The 15,086-nt window shown below is 73.2% G+C and carries 15 protein-coding genes; 5 read left to right on the forward strand and 10 right to left on the reverse strand.

Annotation, left to right across the window (positions count from 1 at the left end; genetic code table 11):
• Positions 1-116 precede the first annotated feature (116 nt).
• The 7 genes from F9C41_RS10615 to F9C41_RS10645 all read right to left on the reverse strand — a co-directional run bounded on the left by F9C41_RS10615 (position 117) and on the right by F9C41_RS10645 (position 6,745).
• Positions 117-1,790, reverse strand: coding sequence for a sulfatase-like hydrolase/transferase (locus F9C41_RS10615; RefSeq protein ID WP_155386526.1), 1,674 nt, complete (start codon positions 1,788-1,790; stop codon positions 117-119).
• Between the two features lies 1 nt (position 1,791).
• Positions 1,792-2,436, reverse strand: a complete 645-nt coding sequence (locus F9C41_RS10620) for a GTP cyclohydrolase II (RefSeq protein WP_407924692.1) — start codon at positions 2,434-2,436, stop codon at positions 1,792-1,794.
• Positions 2,437-2,441: 5 nt separating this feature from the next.
• The gene (locus tag F9C41_RS10625; RefSeq protein ID WP_155386528.1) at positions 2,442-3,149 is read right to left on the reverse strand and encodes a RibD family protein; all 708 of its coding nucleotides are present in this window, start codon (positions 3,147-3,149) and stop codon (positions 2,442-2,444) included.
• The gene (locus F9C41_RS10630) at positions 3,142-4,110 is read right to left on the reverse strand and encodes a lysylphosphatidylglycerol synthase transmembrane domain-containing protein (protein ID WP_155386529.1); all 969 of its coding nucleotides are present in this window, start codon (positions 4,108-4,110) and stop codon (positions 3,142-3,144) included. Before F9C41_RS10630 ends, F9C41_RS10625 begins: the two co-directional genes overlap by 8 nt.
• Positions 4,111-4,189: 79 nt before the next feature.
• A complete protein-coding gene (locus F9C41_RS10635; RefSeq protein WP_155386530.1) occupies positions 4,190-5,248 on the reverse strand; it encodes a glycosyltransferase family 4 protein in 1,059 nt (352 codons plus the stop codon).
• Positions 5,249-5,360: 112 nt separating this feature from the next.
• Entirely contained in the window at positions 5,361-5,759 is a 399-nt protein-coding gene (locus F9C41_RS10640; protein WP_155386531.1) for a 6-pyruvoyl trahydropterin synthase family protein, read from the reverse strand.
• 5 nt (positions 5,760-5,764) lie between these two features.
• Positions 5,765-6,745, reverse strand: a complete 981-nt coding sequence (locus F9C41_RS10645) for a zinc-dependent alcohol dehydrogenase (protein ID WP_155386532.1) — start codon at positions 6,743-6,745, stop codon at positions 5,765-5,767.
• 53 nt (positions 6,746-6,798) lie between these two features.
• On the opposite strand from F9C41_RS10645, the gene F9C41_RS10650 reads away from it, so the two are divergent.
• The gene (locus F9C41_RS10650; protein ID WP_230689485.1) at positions 6,799-7,563 is read left to right on the forward strand and encodes a CDP-alcohol phosphatidyltransferase family protein; all 765 of its coding nucleotides are present in this window, start codon (positions 6,799-6,801) and stop codon (positions 7,561-7,563) included.
• A 41-nt stretch (positions 7,564-7,604) separates the two neighbouring features.
• On the opposite strand, the gene F9C41_RS10655 is transcribed toward F9C41_RS10650, so the two are convergent.
• Together F9C41_RS10655 and F9C41_RS10660 are read right to left on the reverse strand one after the other, a co-directional pair.
• Positions 7,605-8,309, reverse strand: coding sequence for an FkbM family methyltransferase (locus F9C41_RS10655; protein WP_230689486.1), 705 nt, complete (start codon positions 8,307-8,309; stop codon positions 7,605-7,607).
• A 91-nt stretch (positions 8,310-8,400) separates the two neighbouring features.
• The gene (locus F9C41_RS10660) at positions 8,401-8,928 is read right to left on the reverse strand and encodes a hypothetical protein (protein WP_155386535.1); all 528 of its coding nucleotides are present in this window, start codon (positions 8,926-8,928) and stop codon (positions 8,401-8,403) included.
• A gap of 147 nt (positions 8,929-9,075) precedes the next feature.
• Between F9C41_RS10660 and F9C41_RS10665 the strand changes: the two genes are divergently transcribed.
• The 4 genes from F9C41_RS10665 to F9C41_RS10680 all read left to right on the forward strand — a co-directional run bounded on the left by F9C41_RS10665 (position 9,076) and on the right by F9C41_RS10680 (position 13,641).
• On the forward strand, positions 9,076-10,008 hold the full coding sequence (locus tag F9C41_RS10665; protein WP_155386536.1) for an aminoglycoside phosphotransferase family protein: 933 nt from the start codon (positions 9,076-9,078) through the stop codon (positions 10,006-10,008).
• 179 nt (positions 10,009-10,187) lie between these two features.
• Positions 10,188-11,627 carry an alpha-amylase gene (locus F9C41_RS10670; protein WP_155386537.1) on the forward strand — a complete coding sequence of 480 codons (1,440 nt, stop codon included), beginning with the start codon at positions 10,188-10,190 and terminating at the stop codon, positions 11,625-11,627.
• A 234-nt stretch (positions 11,628-11,861) separates the two neighbouring features.
• Positions 11,862-12,686: an oxygenase MpaB family protein gene (locus F9C41_RS10675; RefSeq protein ID WP_155386538.1), complete on the forward strand. Its 825-nt coding sequence runs from the start codon at positions 11,862-11,864 to the stop codon at positions 12,684-12,686.
• A gap of 196 nt (positions 12,687-12,882) precedes the next feature.
• Complete coding sequence (locus F9C41_RS10680) at positions 12,883-13,641, forward strand: VOC family protein (protein ID WP_155386539.1); 759 nt, start codon at positions 12,883-12,885, stop codon at positions 13,639-13,641.
• 71 nt (positions 13,642-13,712) lie between these two features.
• On the opposite strand, the gene F9C41_RS10685 is transcribed toward F9C41_RS10680, so the two are convergent.
• The gene (locus F9C41_RS10685; RefSeq protein ID WP_155386540.1) at positions 13,713-15,053 is read right to left on the reverse strand and encodes a C39 family peptidase; all 1,341 of its coding nucleotides are present in this window, start codon (positions 15,051-15,053) and stop codon (positions 13,713-13,715) included.
• Positions 15,054-15,086: the final 33 nt, after the last annotated feature.

Raw genomic sequence — 15,086 nt, forward strand, 5'->3', positions numbered from 1 at the left:
GGCCCGCCCACGATCATCCGACTTGCCAGGCAGTCGCGCGTATCTTGGCCGCGCTTTCCCCCATGTGCCAGGCAAGTCGAGCGATCTTGGCCCGAGGGTGCGGGGCGGCTGCGGGGTCAGCGGGCGTACGCGGAGAGGAAGCGGTCGCGGAAGGCGTCCATGCGCCAGACGGGGGCGTCGGGGCCGGGGTTGAGGCCGTCCTGCCAGTTCCAGGCGGTGATCCGGTCGAGGACCGCCGGGTCGCGGGCGACCACGGTGATCGGCGAGTCGCGGCTGGCGTTTTGCCCGGACACCGACGGCGAGGGCTGGTGATCGCCGAGGAAGACCAGCACGAGGTCGTCGCCGCCGTACGTCTCCACGTAGGAGACCAGCGTGTTCACCGAGTACGTGATCGCGTTGCGGTAGGCGTGGCGGACCCGGTCGCGGTCGCGCTTCTCGACGATCTCGGCGGGGTCGTCGGAGCCGGCGGCGGTGTCGTACACGGAGCCGTCGCCGACGGTGTCCCAGGGCAGCATCTTCGGCACGGGCTCCCAGGGCGAGTGGCTGGAGATCAGCGGGATCACCGCCATCAGCGGCAGGTGGCCGGGTGCGCGCTCGCGCTGCTGGAAGGTGTGCAGGGTGTACTGGTCGGGCATGGTCGCGAAGCTGTAGCGCGGTCCCTGGTAGCCGAGGTCGGGGGCGGTGTAGAGCTGGTCGTAGCCGTAGACCGCGCCCTCGGGCCACGGGGTGGTGGTGGCGGGCATGACGGCGACGGTTCGCCACCCGGCCCGGCCGAACGCGGCGGGCAGGGTGAACCGGTCGCTGGCCATCATGGTCTGGTAGCGCTGCTGGTTGTCGATCCACAGGCCGGACAGCAGCGTGGACTGGGCCAGCCAGCTGCCGCCGCCGGTGGTCGGCGAGGTGAGCCAGGCGCTGCGGGCGGTGTACCCGGCGGCGCGCAGCCGGGCGTTGCCGGCGTCGAGGGCGGGCCCGACCTGCGAGGTCAGTTCGGGGTCGGTGAGCGCGACCCGGCCGTAGCTCTCCACGAAGGCGACGATGACGTCCTTGCCGCGCAGCGCGGTCAGCAGATCCCCGGTGGGGGTGTCGCGGTACGCGTCGGCGGACAGCAGGGCCCCGAACACCCGCTCGTCCTGGGCGCCCGCGCGCACCTGGTTCACCTGGTCGTAGGAGTCGTGGGCGGCCACCGGGACGCCGGGCACCAGCTGCACGCCGGCCAGGGCGCAGGCGGTCCACGCGGCTGCGAGGCCGGCCACGGAGCGGGCGGCGGCGGTGCGGTGGCGCAGCGCGAGCCGGGCGGCGTGCCGGTACGCGGCAATGACCAGCAGCAGTACGGCGAGGGCGAGCAGCAGGGCGGCCGCGGCGGCGGCCCACATCGCGGCCGGCCCGCTGGACTGGCGCAGGTAGTCGGCCCCGGCGATGAGGAACGGCCAGTCGAGCACGGGGTGGAAGGGGCGGTCGAGCACCGCGGAGAAACCGAGACTGATGATCTTTAGGATGACCAGCAGGCCGAGCAGGGCGCCGGTCACCGGGACGGCGACGCGCCGGAACCGGGTCGGCAGCAGCACCGCCAGCGCGACGGCGAGCAGGCCGTCCACCGGGATGCGCAGGAACGCCGCGGGGGTGAGCCGGCCGAGTTCGTTCGGCACGACGAGCAGCACCGCCAGGAGCAGGACCGCCAGCCCGAGCAGCACCTGGCGCACCCTGCCCGGCGGCGGCGAAGGCGCGGCGTGCGCCGGATCAGGCTCGTTCTCGGGCGAAACGGGGGTGGCCGGATGGGTCGCGTCGAGCATGTCAGCGGGCCGGGCGGAGCTGGAGGGTGTGCGCGGCGTGGCGGGCCTTGGTGGCCAGATAGCCGGCGTTGGCGGGGGACAGGTGCACCGCGGTCGGCACGCGCTCGGTCACCGTGACCCCCAGCCGGGCGAGCTGCTCGGCCTTGTCGGGGTTGTTGGACAGCAGCGCGACCCGGGACACGTCGAGGGCGTGCAGCATCTGCGCGGCGACCGTGTAGTCGCGCGCGTCCTCGTCGTGGCCGAGGGCGACGTTCGCCTCGTAGGTGTCCAGGCCGGTGTCCTGCAGCGCGTACGCCTCCATCTTGGCGTACAGGCCGATGCCGCGGCCCTCCTGGCGCAGGTAGAGCAGGAATCCGCCGGCGACGGTGATGCGTTCGGCGGCCTCGCGCAGCTGCGGGCCGCAGTCGCAGCGCTGGCTGCCGAACACGTCCCCGGTCAGGCACTCGCTGTGCGGGCGCACCAGCGGGACGGGCAGGTCGTCGGCGTCGCGGCGCAGGGTCGTGGCGTGGTCGCCGAGCCCGAGCGCCAGGTGCTCGCGGCCGTCGGCCAGCCCGGTGAAGGTGATGACCCGGGCCATGGTGGTGTAGCCGTCGGGGAACCGCATCGGTACCTGGACCTGGGTGCGCACCGTCGCCAGGGGCAGCATGCCGGTCACCGTTCTTCCTGGTCGGCGCTGTCGAACCGGGGCGACAGCGCGTAGCGCAGCAGCACCACGTCCCCGATCTGCTGGACGTCGGCCAGCTTCGCGCGCCGTCCAGGGTTCCACGGGAAGTCCCCGTCGTTGACGAAGCGGCTGGCCCGCGAGTCGCCGACGAAGAACGGGGCCACCACCAGGTGCAGCTCGTCGGCGAGGTCGGCGGTCAGGAACTGGGTGTGGATGGTGCCGCCGCCCTCGACCATCAGCCGGCACACGCCGCGGTCGTACAGATCCTCGGTCACCTGGCGCAGGTCCACCGGCAGGCCGCCGTCGACCACGGTCGCCACGCCGCCGAGCTGCGCGCGGGCGTGCTCGACCCGCGGGCTGGCGCAGTAGACGATCTTCTCCGCGTCGCCGGCGGTGAAGAACGCGGCGCCCGGGTCCAGCTTGGCCTTCTCGGTGACGGTCACCTTGATGGGGCACTCGGGCACGCCGCGGGCCGTCCGGGCGTCGCGGCGGGCCTGGGTGCGCACCATCAGGCGCGGGTTGTCCCGGCGCACCGTGCGCGCGCCGACCAGGATCGCGTCGCACGACGCGCGGACCGCGTCGACCCGGTCGAAGTCGGCCGCGTTCGACAGCAGCAGCCGCTCGTCGGTCGCGCCGTCGAGGTAGCCGTCGATCGACATGCTGCAACTGAGCAGGACGTACGGGCGCTCACGCATGCTGTCCACCCCGACTCTTGGTGCGTGCCAGCAGGACGGCGGCGCCGGGCAGCGCGGCGACCAGGCCCAGCACGCCGTAGGTGACGGCGGCTGCGACGCCCTGCGTGGAGGTCAGGCCGGCGGCGGCGAACGCCCAGGCCGCGACGCCTTCGCGGGGCCCCCAGCCGGCGATGTTCAGTGGCAGCGCCATGGCCAGCAGGGCCAGCTGCGTCAGCGGCACCAGCAGGGTCACCGGCGCGTCCGCGCCCGCGGTGCGGGCCGCGATCACGAACATGACGAGCTGTCCGGTCACGACGACCGCCGAGGCGAGCCCGATGCCGATCCACCGCCGCCGGGTGAGCAGCACTTCACGGACATCGGTGTACGCCGACCGCAGCGCCGTCGCCCAGCGGGCGGACCGCCCGCGGGCCACCGCCCGCACGCCCAGCGCGACGGCCAGCCCGGTCGCGGCGACGACCGCGACGATCACGGGCATGCGGTCCCGGACCGGGGACGGCAGCACCAGCAGCATCAGCAGTGAGGCGGCGACCTGCACGGTCAGCCCGATGGTGCGCTCCAGCACCACCGCTCGCACGGCCAGCCGGACGTCGCTGATGTCCAGGCCGTGCCGTACCGCGCGGTGCACGTCGCCGACGACGCCGCCGGGCAGCGTCGTGTTGAGGAACAGGGAGCGGTAGTACGCCTTGACGGCCCGGCCGAGCGGCAGCCGCACGCCGAGGCCCTCGGCGACCAGGCTCCACCGCCAGGCGCAGCACACGGTGCTCAGCGCGCCGAGGCCGAGCGCGGCCAGCAGCGCGGGCCGGTCGACGAGGCGTACGCCGTCCAGGAACGGCCCGGTGCCCACCTGCCACACGAGCAGCGCGAGGATGAGCAGCCCGGCGGCGGCGCGCGCCCAGGCCCCGAGGCGACCCGCGGCGCGGCCCGAAGGCGGCAGGCGGACACCCGTCACGGCACGGTGCAACGCGACCTCCTGTCCAGACTCTTCATCCTTCCTAGAGGTACCGTCCCCGCGTGTCTGTGGATTTATGCACACAGCGCCGTCATCGGGCCACTGGACCGGGCTGGGCCACCCGGGAGAGCACCGCGCCGACCTCTTCCGCGGTGCGGGTCCAGCCGGTGAGGTGAGCGCGTCGCGCGCGGGCCGCGTCCCGTAGCCGGTCGCGCAGGTCCGGTTCGGTGAGCCAGCGGCGCAGCGCGTCGCCGAGCGCCGGACTGTCGGGTGCGACGAGCAGGCCGGGCACACTGCCGTCCGGGGCCGTGCCCAGCGCTTCGGGCAGCCCCTGGACGTCGCAGGCCAGCACCGGGATGCCCCGGGCCAGCGCTTCGGTGACGACCATGCCATAGCTCTCCCCGCGCGAGGGCAGCACGAGCAGATCCGCGACGCCGTACGCGGCGGCCAAGCCCTCACCCGTACGCACGCCCGCGAAGGTGATCCGGTCGGCGACCGGGTGCGCCCGCAGTTGTGCCGCGTACGCCGGGTCGCGATCGGGCGAGCCGACGAAGGTGCAGCTCCAGGGTAGCCCGGTGAGCGTGTCCAGGGCGTCGAGAAGCAGGTGCTGGCCCTTGTGCGGGGCGAGCGCGGCCACGCAAAGCAGCCGGTTCCCGGCGGGCGACCCGGAGGCGAGGGGCGCGGGGTCGACGCCGGGTGGGGCGGCGTGGACGCGGGCGGGCGGCAGGGCGTACGCCTCGATGGCGCGCTCGCGGCACCACCGGCTGGTGGTGACGACGGCGGCCGCCGCCCGCAGCACCCGGGCCTCGCCGGGCCGCAGGCCCGGGTCGTCGTCGTCGCCGAACAGCATGTGCGCGAGCACGACCGGCCGCAGCCGGGGCGTGCACGCGGCCAGCACGTCCGGCGCGGCGACGGCGACGAGTCCGTCGAGCAGCACGACCGCGTCGTCGGGCAGCGCCGCGAGCTGCCCGGCCAGCCGGGTGAGGTCGGCCGGGCCGGGAGTGGGCCACGCGCCGGGCACGGGGTGCTCGTGCACCGTCCAGCCGGACGCGGCCAGGCTGTCGCAGACGCGCCGGTCGTAGACGTTGCCGCCGCTGGGCGCGGCCGGGTCGTCGACCCCGCCCGGCAGGACGACGTGGACGGTCCTCACCCGTCGGCCCTTTCGGATCTTGCGCACTTCGTGCGGCCAGGGCGACACGAAGTGCACAAGATCCGGGTGCCGGGTGGCCGGACCCGGCCCCGTGGGCGGGCGCGGCGCATGCTCACAGGGGCCGCTCGTAGCTGGCCCAGGCGATGTGCGACTCGTGCAGCGTCACCGCGATCCCGGCCAGCCCGCGCGCGTTCTCGCCGAACGCGCCCGCGTGCACCCGGGCCGCCAGCCGGTCCGCGATGACCTGGGCCAGCTTCTCGGTCGTGGTGTTCACGCCCGCGAACGCGGGGTCGTCGTCGAGGTTGCGCAGGTTCAGCGCGCCGACTATGGCGTTGAGCTCCTGCGACGCGGCGGCGATGTCGACCACGATGTCGTCGGGGTCGAGTTCGGCGCGCTTGAACGTGGCGTCGACGACGAACGTCGCGCCGTGCAGGCGCTGCGCCGGGCCGAAGACCTCGCCCCGGAAGCTGTGGGCGATCATCATGTGGTCGCGGACCGTCACGCTGAACATGGGGGTCACTCTCCGTCGTAGCTGATGGTGTGGCACAGGGCGGGCAGGCTGCCGTCGGCGAGGGCGGCCAGCACCTCGGGCAGCCGGTCGAAGCTCGACTCGCCGGACAGCAGCGCGTCGAAGGCCGGGTCGCGCAGCAGGTCCAGGGCGATCGCGAGCCGGTCGGCGTAGGAGCGGCGCGCGGCGCGGGCCGGGGAGACCGTGCCGACCTGGCTGCCGCGGATGGTCAGCCGACCGGAGTGGAAGGCGCCGCCCAGGGACAGGTTCACCTGGCGGTCGCCGTACCAGCTCAGCTCGACCACGGTGCCCTCCGGGGCCAGCAGGTCGAGCGCACGCTGCAGCCCGGCTCCGCTGGCCGAGGCGTGGAAGACCAGGTCGTTGCCGCCGTCGGCGGACTCGGGCGAGGCGAACCCGACGCCGAGCGCCGCCGCGACCGCGGCCCGCTCCGGGTCCACGTCGACCAGCTGCACCGATACCCCGGGGAAACGCGCCAGCAGCGCCGCGACGCAGCAGCCGACCATGCCCGCGCCGAGCACCGCGATCCGGTCGCCGACCAGCGGCGGGCCGTCCCACAGCGCGTTGACCGCGGTCTCCACGGTGCCCGCGAGCACGGCGCGCCGCGCGGGCACGCCGTCGGGCACCGGCACCACCGCGCCCGCCGGGACGACGTAGCGGGTCTGGTGCGGGTACAGGCAGAACACGGTGCGTCCGAGCAGCTCCGGCGGGCCCTGCTCGACGACGCCGACGTTGAGGTAGCCGTACTTGACCGGTCCCGGGAAGTCGCCCTCCTGGAAGGGGGCGCGCATCACGGCGTACTGGCCGGGCGGCACCTCGCCGCGGAAGACCAGCGTCTCGGTGCCCCGGCTCACGCCGGAGTGGACGGTGCGCACCAGCACCTCGCCGGGGCCCGGATCGGGCAGCGCCACGGGGCGGATCTCGCCCGCGCCGGGCGCGGCCGTCCAGAACGCACGCGCGTAGGATGCCATCGGCTTCCTCTCCTCGGATCAAGGTCGAACCTAACGGAGGTACGGTGCCGCCGGTGAGACCGGGCCCGGTGATCGGGCTGATCCTCCAGTTCGCCATGCTCGCGCTGCTGTCGGCGGCGGTCGGCCTCGGCCCCGCCGGGTGGGCCGCCGGGATCGCGTACGCGCTCGGCTCGTGCGTGCTGCTGACCCGGGCGATGCACACCGCCGGGCTGGTCGCGTTCGGACCCGCCGACCTGGTCACCCTGACCCGGGCCGCGCTCGTCGGCTGCGTCACGGCGCTGACCGCGGCCTCCTTCGCGGGCGACGTGCCGGTGCCGGTGCTGGTCGGGATCACGGTCGTGGCGCTGGTGCTCGACGCGGTCGACGGCAAGGTCGCGCGGCGTACGGCCACCGCGTCGGCGTTCGGCGCGCGGTTCGACATGGAGGTCGACGCGTTCCTCATCCTGGTGCTGAGCTGCTACGTCTTCCCGGCGGCCGGCTCGTGGGTGCTCGCGATCGGCGCGATGCGTTACGTGTACGTAGTCGCGACCTGGTTGCTGCCGTGGCTGCGCGGGCAGCTGTTCCCCCGGTACTGGCGCAAGGTGGTGGCCGCGATCCAGGGCATCGTGCTGGCGACCGCCGCCGCGGACGCGCTGCCCCGGCCGGTGGTCGTCGTCGCGCTCGGGGGCGCGCTCGCCCTGCTCACCGAGTCCTTCGGCCGTGACGTGGTCTACCTCTGGCGGCACCGCGCCGCCACGACCGGCGCGATCCGCCGAGCCGCCGCCCAGACCCGGGTCATGACAGGCGCACCCGGGGGCGTTCGCGGCGATCGGGCGTAGCGCTCACCCACCTGGCGTCGCCGACGAGGTGGCGCGCTGCGCTACCGCAGGCGGGCGTAGACGTCGCCGGAGCGGCCGAGCGCGCGGAAGCGCTGCTCCAGCAGCTGCACCAGGCCTGCCGCGTCGAGCCACTGCTCGCTTGCGAAGCGCATGGTCTCGACGGGGGCGTAGTTGTACTCGTACCCGCCGAGCCGCTCCACCAGGTCCAGGGCGGTGAGGGCGGCGTCGTGGGCGAACGGCAGGTACTCGAAGGACAGTGCGCGCAGCGGCCGGGACAGCCCGCGCAGCACGTCCGCCTCGAAGCCCTCGACGTCGATCTTGCAGAAGGCCGGCTCGCCGTACGTCGCGATGAGATCGTCCAAGGTGACCACCTCGACCTCCACCGAGCGGTCCCAGCGGACCTCGGCGAAGCGCTCGTCGGCCGCGGTCACCGACTCGATCCACTCGTGCGACAGCGAGGAGACGGTCGGCGTCGCCGAGGACAGCGCGAGCGAGGCCGTGCCCGGCCGCGCGCCGACGGCGGTGGGCAGGATGGTCACGCCCGGGTCGCGGCCGAAGAACAGGCGCAGCACCCGCAGGCAGTCGGGCTGCGGCTCGATCGCGAGCACCCGCGCACCGAGCCGCCGCCACGGGCGCACCCGGCTGCCGACGTGCGCGCCGACGTCGAAGGCGAGGTCACCGGGCCCGATGAACTGGCCGTAGAAGCGGCGCATCCGCCGGTGGCGGCCCGGGATGCCGTGGTACATCACGAGGGACCTGGCCATTCCCCGGGCGCGAGCGAGCATGGCTGAGCCTAACCCGCATGCCCGCCGCGAGCCCGCTGTCCGGCGGCGGCGATCACGGCCAGGTGATCTTCAGGGAATCCATGACGATCTCGCAACCCGTTCCGACGAGGTCCCGGTCGCCCTCGCACGACACCCCGACCCGGCTGCCCTGCTCGTCCAGCAGCACCATCAGCATGTCCGTCGCGAGCAGCTCGTCCCGCTCGATCCGGATCGCCTGCCGGCCGTCCACCGTGCGCTTGTCGACGCCCGGCGGCTCCGCGCCGAACAGGTCCGTGAAGACCAGCAGGCTGGGGTCGCCCTCCGGCGCGTTCGGATCGTGAGTCATGACGAGCACCACGACGCCGGTGTCGGGGGAGGCGTCCGGCGGAGCGACGCGGACGCAGTCGGGCTGCGGCATGGTGCAGTCGTCGGCCACCCAGCCCTCCGGCATGGCGAACGTGACGTGGCCGTCGCGGGTGCCCGCGGGAACGGTGTCCGGCCCCTGGGCCAGGATCCCCGCCCCGGCGGCGCCGGCCACGACGACGGCGAAGAGGGCGATGATCAGCACTGGCAAGCGGGCGGAAGTCAGGGACCGGGTCATGCCGTGACGCTAGAGAGCCCGCGCCACCCGGCGCGGCGGCGTCACGCCGAGGGCGTCGTTTCCGTGTCGCCGGGCGACGGAGCGCGACGACGCCCGGGTTCCGGAAATCCGCTGGCCGGGCGGCATGACGGCTGGGATCGTGGGGCGGTGATCGAGCTGCCGGACCGGATGAGGCGTACCGCGCTGAGCAAGGGTGCGCCGGGGCGGGACTGGCTGGCGGTGCTGCCGGAGCGGCTCGCGGACGTGTGCGCGGCCTGGTCGCTGACGCCCGGGGAGGCGCTCGACGGCGGGTCGGCGGCGCTGGTGCTGCGGGTGGCCATGGCCGACGGCACCGAGGCGGTGCTGCGGCTCGCGCCGCCCGGGGACGGCTTCGCGGGGCAGGTGCGCACCATCGCGGCCGCGGACGGGCACGGCTACGTCAGGTTGTACGCCCACGATCTTGAACGTGACGCCGCGCTGCTGGAACCCCTCGGCCCGGCCCTGGCGAGCACCGCGCCCTCGCCCGAGCACGTCCTGGACGTGCTCGCGGCGACACTGCGGCAGGCTTGGCTCGTGCCCCGTCCGGCGGACGCGGCGGTGCCGCCCGGCACGGACAAGGCCAGCACGCTCGCCGAGCTGATCGTCGAGCTGTGGCCGGAGACCGGTGAGCCCTGCCCGGCCGAGGTCGTCGACCGGGCCGTCGGGTACGCCCGCCGTCGCGCCGCCGCGTTCGACCTGGACAAGTGCGTGGTCTGCCACGGCGACCCGCACCCGGACAACGCGCTCGCGGTGCTGTCGCCCCGCCCCGGCGCGGAGTCGGGCCACGTCTTCGTCGACCCGGACGGCTTCCTCTGCGATCCGGCGTACGACCTGGGCGTCGCGGTGCGCGGCTGGACGGACGAGGTGTCGGCCGCGGCGGATCCGGTCGGGCTGGTGCGGGGCTACTGCGCGCGGCTGGCCGCGGCGACCGGCGTGGACGAGCAGGCGATCTGGGAGTGGGGCTTCACCGAGCGCGTCTCGTCGGGCCTCTACATGATCCGGCACGGCGCCCCCGACGAGGGCCGTGAATACCTCGCGTCCGCCGCCCGGCTGCTCGGCTGAGGCATCACTCCGGGTTGGAAAGATCTTGCGTGGCGGTTCTCGTGCCGTTCCGCTCCGGATTCGTTGACTTCGTTGAAACTTCTTGTGAATATTGCCGCAAGGTTTCAATGCGGTTTCAACCGCGTGCTCCATGCACCACTGCGCGACGATCCGTCCCCTCGTACGTCCGGAGTGTCCTCATGCAACGACGCAGACTTCTCCCCCTGGCGCTGGCCGCGGTCCTCGCCGCCGCGCTGCCGATCCCGGCCGCCGCCCCCGCGGCCGCGGCCCCCTCGGGCAGCAAGGACGTCATCGTCCAGCTCTTCGAGTGGAACTGGCCCTCGGTCGCGGCCGAGTGCACCAACTTCCTCGGCCCGCGCGGCTACGGCTACGTGCAGGTGTCCCCGCCCCAGGAGCACGTGCGCGGCCAGCAGTGGTGGGTCGCGTACCAGCCGGTCAGCTACCGGGTCGAGTCCCGCAAGGGCACCCGCGCCCAGTTCCAGTCGATGGTCACCACCTGCCACAACGCGGGCGTGAAGGTCATCGTCGACGCGGTGGTCAACCACATGACCGGCGTCGGCTCGGGCACCGGCTGGGCCGGCTCGACCTACACCTCGTACACCTATCCGGGCATCTACCAGACGCAGGACTTCCACCACTGCGGCCGCAACGGCAACGACGACATCGTCAACTACGGCGACCGCTACGAGGTGCAGAACTGCGAGCTGGTCAACCTCGCCGACCTCAAGACCGAGAGCGACTACGTCCGTACCAAGCTGGCCGGTTACCTCAACGACCTGCTGACCCTGGGCGTCGACGGGTTCCGGCTGGACGCGAGCAAGCACATGCCCGCCGCGGACATCGCCGCGATCAAGGGCAAGCTGTCCCGCTCGGTGTATCTCGTGCAGGAGGTCATCCACGGCGCGGGCGAGCCGATCCTGCCCACGGAGTACACCGGCAACGGCGACGTGCACGAGTTCCGCTACGGCAAGGACCTGGGGCGGGTGTTCCGGCACGAGAAGCTGGCCTACCTGAAGAACTTCGGCGAGCCGTGGGGGCACATCGCCACCGGCAAGGCCGTGGTGTTCACCGACAACCACGACACCCAGCGCGACGGCGGCGACATCCTGACCTACAAGGACAACGGCATCTACGCGCTGGCCAACGCGTTCATGCTGGCCTGGCCGTACGGGGCGCCCGCGGTGATGAGCAGCTACGAGTTCAGCAACAAGGACCAGGGGCCGCCGTCGGACGCCAACGGCAAGACGAACAACTCCACCTGCTACTCGGGCGGCTGGCGTTGCGAGCACCGCTGGCAGGTCGTCGCGAACATGGTCGGCTTCCACAACGCGGTCAAGGGCACCACCGTCGTCAACTGGTACGACAACGGCAACAACCACATCGCGTTCGGGCGCAACGGCAAGGGGTACCTCACGATCAACGACGAGGACGGGGCGGTCAACGGGCGCTCGTACCAGACCAACCTGCCCGCGGGCCGGTACTGCGACGTGATCCACGGTGAGAAGAGCGGCACCACCTGCACCGGTCCGGTGATCACGGTGGACGCCGCGGGCTGGTTCGCGGCCAGCGTCGCGGCCCACGACGCCATCGCCATCCACGTCAACGCGAAGATCAGCTAGCCGCGACGCGCGCCCCTCGCCCTTGATCGCTCGACTTGCCCGGCACATGTGCGTATCTTGAACCGCCTTTCGCCCAGGTGCCGGGCAAGTCGAGCGATCTTCCGAGGAAAGGGCGGCCGGGTCGGGCGGCCGACTCGGGCATACCGGATGATTCGGGTTTGAAGTCCGCGCGGGTCGCGCCGGGTGGTCGCGACGGCGTTCCGGCGCGTCAGCGCGCATGGCACGCTGGGACGCATGGACGATGCGAGCGACGTCGGACTGTTCGGCCCGGGGTCGGTGACCTGGCGGGTGCATGGCGAGCCGGTGCTCTGGGTCGCCGGGGTGCGCTCGCTGTTCCTGCAGGCGCTGCACCCGAGGGCGATCGCCGGGGTGGTGCAGAATTCCAGCTACAAGGTCGAACCGTGGAGCCGGCTGATGCGCACCGCGGACTACGTCGGCACCGTCATGTTCGGCACCACCGCGCAGGCCCGCGCCGCGGGGCGGCGCATCCGGGGCGTGCACGCCCGCATGCGCGCGGTGGACCGGCACACGGGGGAGACGTACCGCATCGACGAGCCCGAGCTGCTGCGCTGGGTGCACGTCACCGAGGTGGAGTCGTTCGTGAGCACGGCCCGCCGGGCGGGCCTGGAGCTGAGCGACGCCGACGTCGACGGGTACTACACCGAGCAGCGCCGGGCCGCCGAGTTGGTCGGGCTGGACCCGGCGTCGGTGCCGGGCACCGCGGCCGAGGTCGACGCATACTACCGGCGGATGCGCCCCGAGCTGGCGCTGACCCGTGAGGCCCTGGACACGCTGTTCTTCCTGATGGCGCCGCCGCTGCCGTGGCACCTGGGGCTGACCCCGGCGCGGCTGGTCTACACGGGCCTGGCCGCCACCGCGTTCTCGCTGCAACCGGGCTGGGCCCGCCGGATCTACGGCACGCTGGGCCTGCCCACCACCGACCTGTCCGCGTCGGTGTCGGTCCGCGCGCTGCGCCTGACCATGCGCGCCCTGCCGGACCGCTACCTGCACGGCCCCATCTACCGCGACGCCATGGCCCGCGCCGCTGTAGCGGCCTGACCTGCGCCGTCGGCCTCCGGCGGAGGGGAAGGGCACCTTCTCCAAGGGATGGCGATGTGAAGGTGCCCTTCCTTGCGTTCGACCCGTGCGCACCGTCCCGGCTGCCCGGATCGCCCGTCCGGCCAGCCGAACGGGGCGAGTCGGTCGGCACGCGCAGAGGTCGCCGTGAACCACGGATGGCCCTAAGGTGGCGGGCATGCGAGTGAGGGGATACGCGCCCGCCACCCCGTGCTGGGCCGAGTACGTGACCGCGGACCCGGCCGGTGCGTCGGCGTTCTACAGCGGGCTGTTCGGATGGACGCCGGGCGAGGTGTTCGGGCTCGACGGCCGCGCGGTCGCGGGCCTGCTCCCGGCCGAGCCGGGACGGCCGTCGACCTGGTTGTGCTACGTGTCGGCGGTGGCGGCAGAGGACGGCGTGGCGGCGGTGCTCGACGCCGGCGGACGGGTGCTCGTCCCGGCGCACGACCGCGGCCCGCGCGGCCGCGCCGCCCTGGTCGCCGACTCCGCCGGCGCGGTCTTCGGGCTGTGGCAGCGCGGCACGTCCGGCGGCGCCGAGGTGGCGGCCGAGCCCGCCTCGATGTGCTGGACCGAGGTCGTGACCTGGGACGAGGCCAATGCAGTGGCGTTCTACGGCAAGGCGTTCAACTGGTCCGAGCGCAAGAGCGAGATCGCCGAGGGCGTCGACCACATCGAGTGGTTCGTCGACAGCCGCACGGTCGGCGGGCTGTCCGTGATGGACGAGCGCTACCCGGCCGGCACCCCGGCGCACTGGCGGGTCACCTTCGAGATCGAGGACTGCGCCGCCACGATCGCGCGCTGCCTGGAGCTCGGCGGCACGGTGCTCAGCGGGCCGCTGGACCTGCCGGTGGGGCACTACGCGCTGCTGGCCGACCCGCAGGGCGGCACGTTCGGGGTGATCGCGCTGTCCGACGCGATCCTGGACACCCGGCTGTGACCGGGCGGCGATCCGGCATCCGGCGGTGACCCGGATGCGCCCCACGGCGGGGGCGCACCCGGGTCGTCAGGTCACCAGTTCGTGGAGCCCGCGACCACCGGCCACGGCTTCCACCACGGCTTGATCAGGTAGGCGATGCCGCCCGAGCCCGAGGCCACCGTGCCGTTCGCGCGGTAGCGCTTGGTACGCAGCCAGATCTGCTCGAACTGCTCACGCGGGTAGACGTTGCGCACCGCGTCGTTGCTCGACGACGCCGGGTCGTTGATGATCACATCGCCCTCGGCGGTGAAGCCGACGATGACGAACAGGTGCCCGGACGTGCCGTAGCCTGCGCCGTCCAGCTCCTCGGACAGGAAGGACTGGCTGGTGATCACCGGGATGCCGGCCTTGATGAACCGCTCCGCCTCGTCGAGCGAGTGCAGCCGGGTCACCTTGGCGTCCAGGCCCGGGAACGACGCGGCGTACGCGGTGTTGAAGGGCCAGTTGCCCGCGCCCTCGTAGGCGTAGTCGTACGTCATCCGGGCCGCGTGGTCGACCTGCGGATCGGCGTAGGACGGGTCGACCCACGCGGTGTCCTGCGCCGACGGGCCGCGGCCGTAGTACTGCACGACCATCGAGGTGGACGTGGGCGAGCACCAGGCCTCGCCGCCGCCGTCGTACTCCGGGTACTCCCCGGTGTGGATGTTCTGGGAGAACCGCGGCACGGCCAGCTCGGTGCCCCAGGCGATGCCGCCCGCGCTCGGCGTGACGGTGAACCGGTCGGCCACGTTCGAGCTCATCGCGCCGAGCATCCACACCCGCGGGGAGCGCCACTGGCCCGGCGCCCGGTACAGGGTCAGGCGCAGCTGGTAGGCGTGCAGCAGCACGCCGTTGGCGGCGTCGTCGATGGAGAAGGTGTCGGTCCAGATCGTCGACCACGGGTCGCCCTGCCGGTTGACCGTGGTGCGCTTGATGTCGGTGTCGCCGGAGGCCCAGCGGCCCATCGTGTACCAGGGGGTCTGCCCCCCGGTGTTGTAGGTGCCCTGCATCTCGATCTGGATCCAGGTGCCCGCCGGGGTCTCGGCGTTCCAGGAGGCGACCAGTTCGGTGGCGTCGAAGCCGACCTCGGTCACCGGCGAGGTCCAGGTGGAGTAGTTCCAGCTCTTGGTGACGCCGGTGTACGGGTCGGCGTAGTCCGTCTTGCCGGCCGGCAGCAGCATGGTGATCCCGGTGCGCACGCCGGGGATTGCCAGGGTGCCCTGGTGGGTGCCCTGCCGCCAGTCGGGGTAACGGGACCACTCCTGGAACGTGACCTGCTCGTCGTGCGTGGGCGGCGCGGCCGCGGCGGGCGCGCCGGCGGCGGCGGACAGCGCCGCGAGGCTGAGCGCGGTGAGGCCGGCGACGACGGCCGCCCGCAGGCGTGATCTGGCCATGGGTACTCCGCGGAAGTGGGGGATGGACATTCA

This window comes from Catellatospora paridis, from assembly GCF_009720365.1.
Classification (GTDB): Bacteria; Actinomycetota; Actinomycetes; order Mycobacteriales; family Micromonosporaceae; genus Catellatospora; species Catellatospora paridis.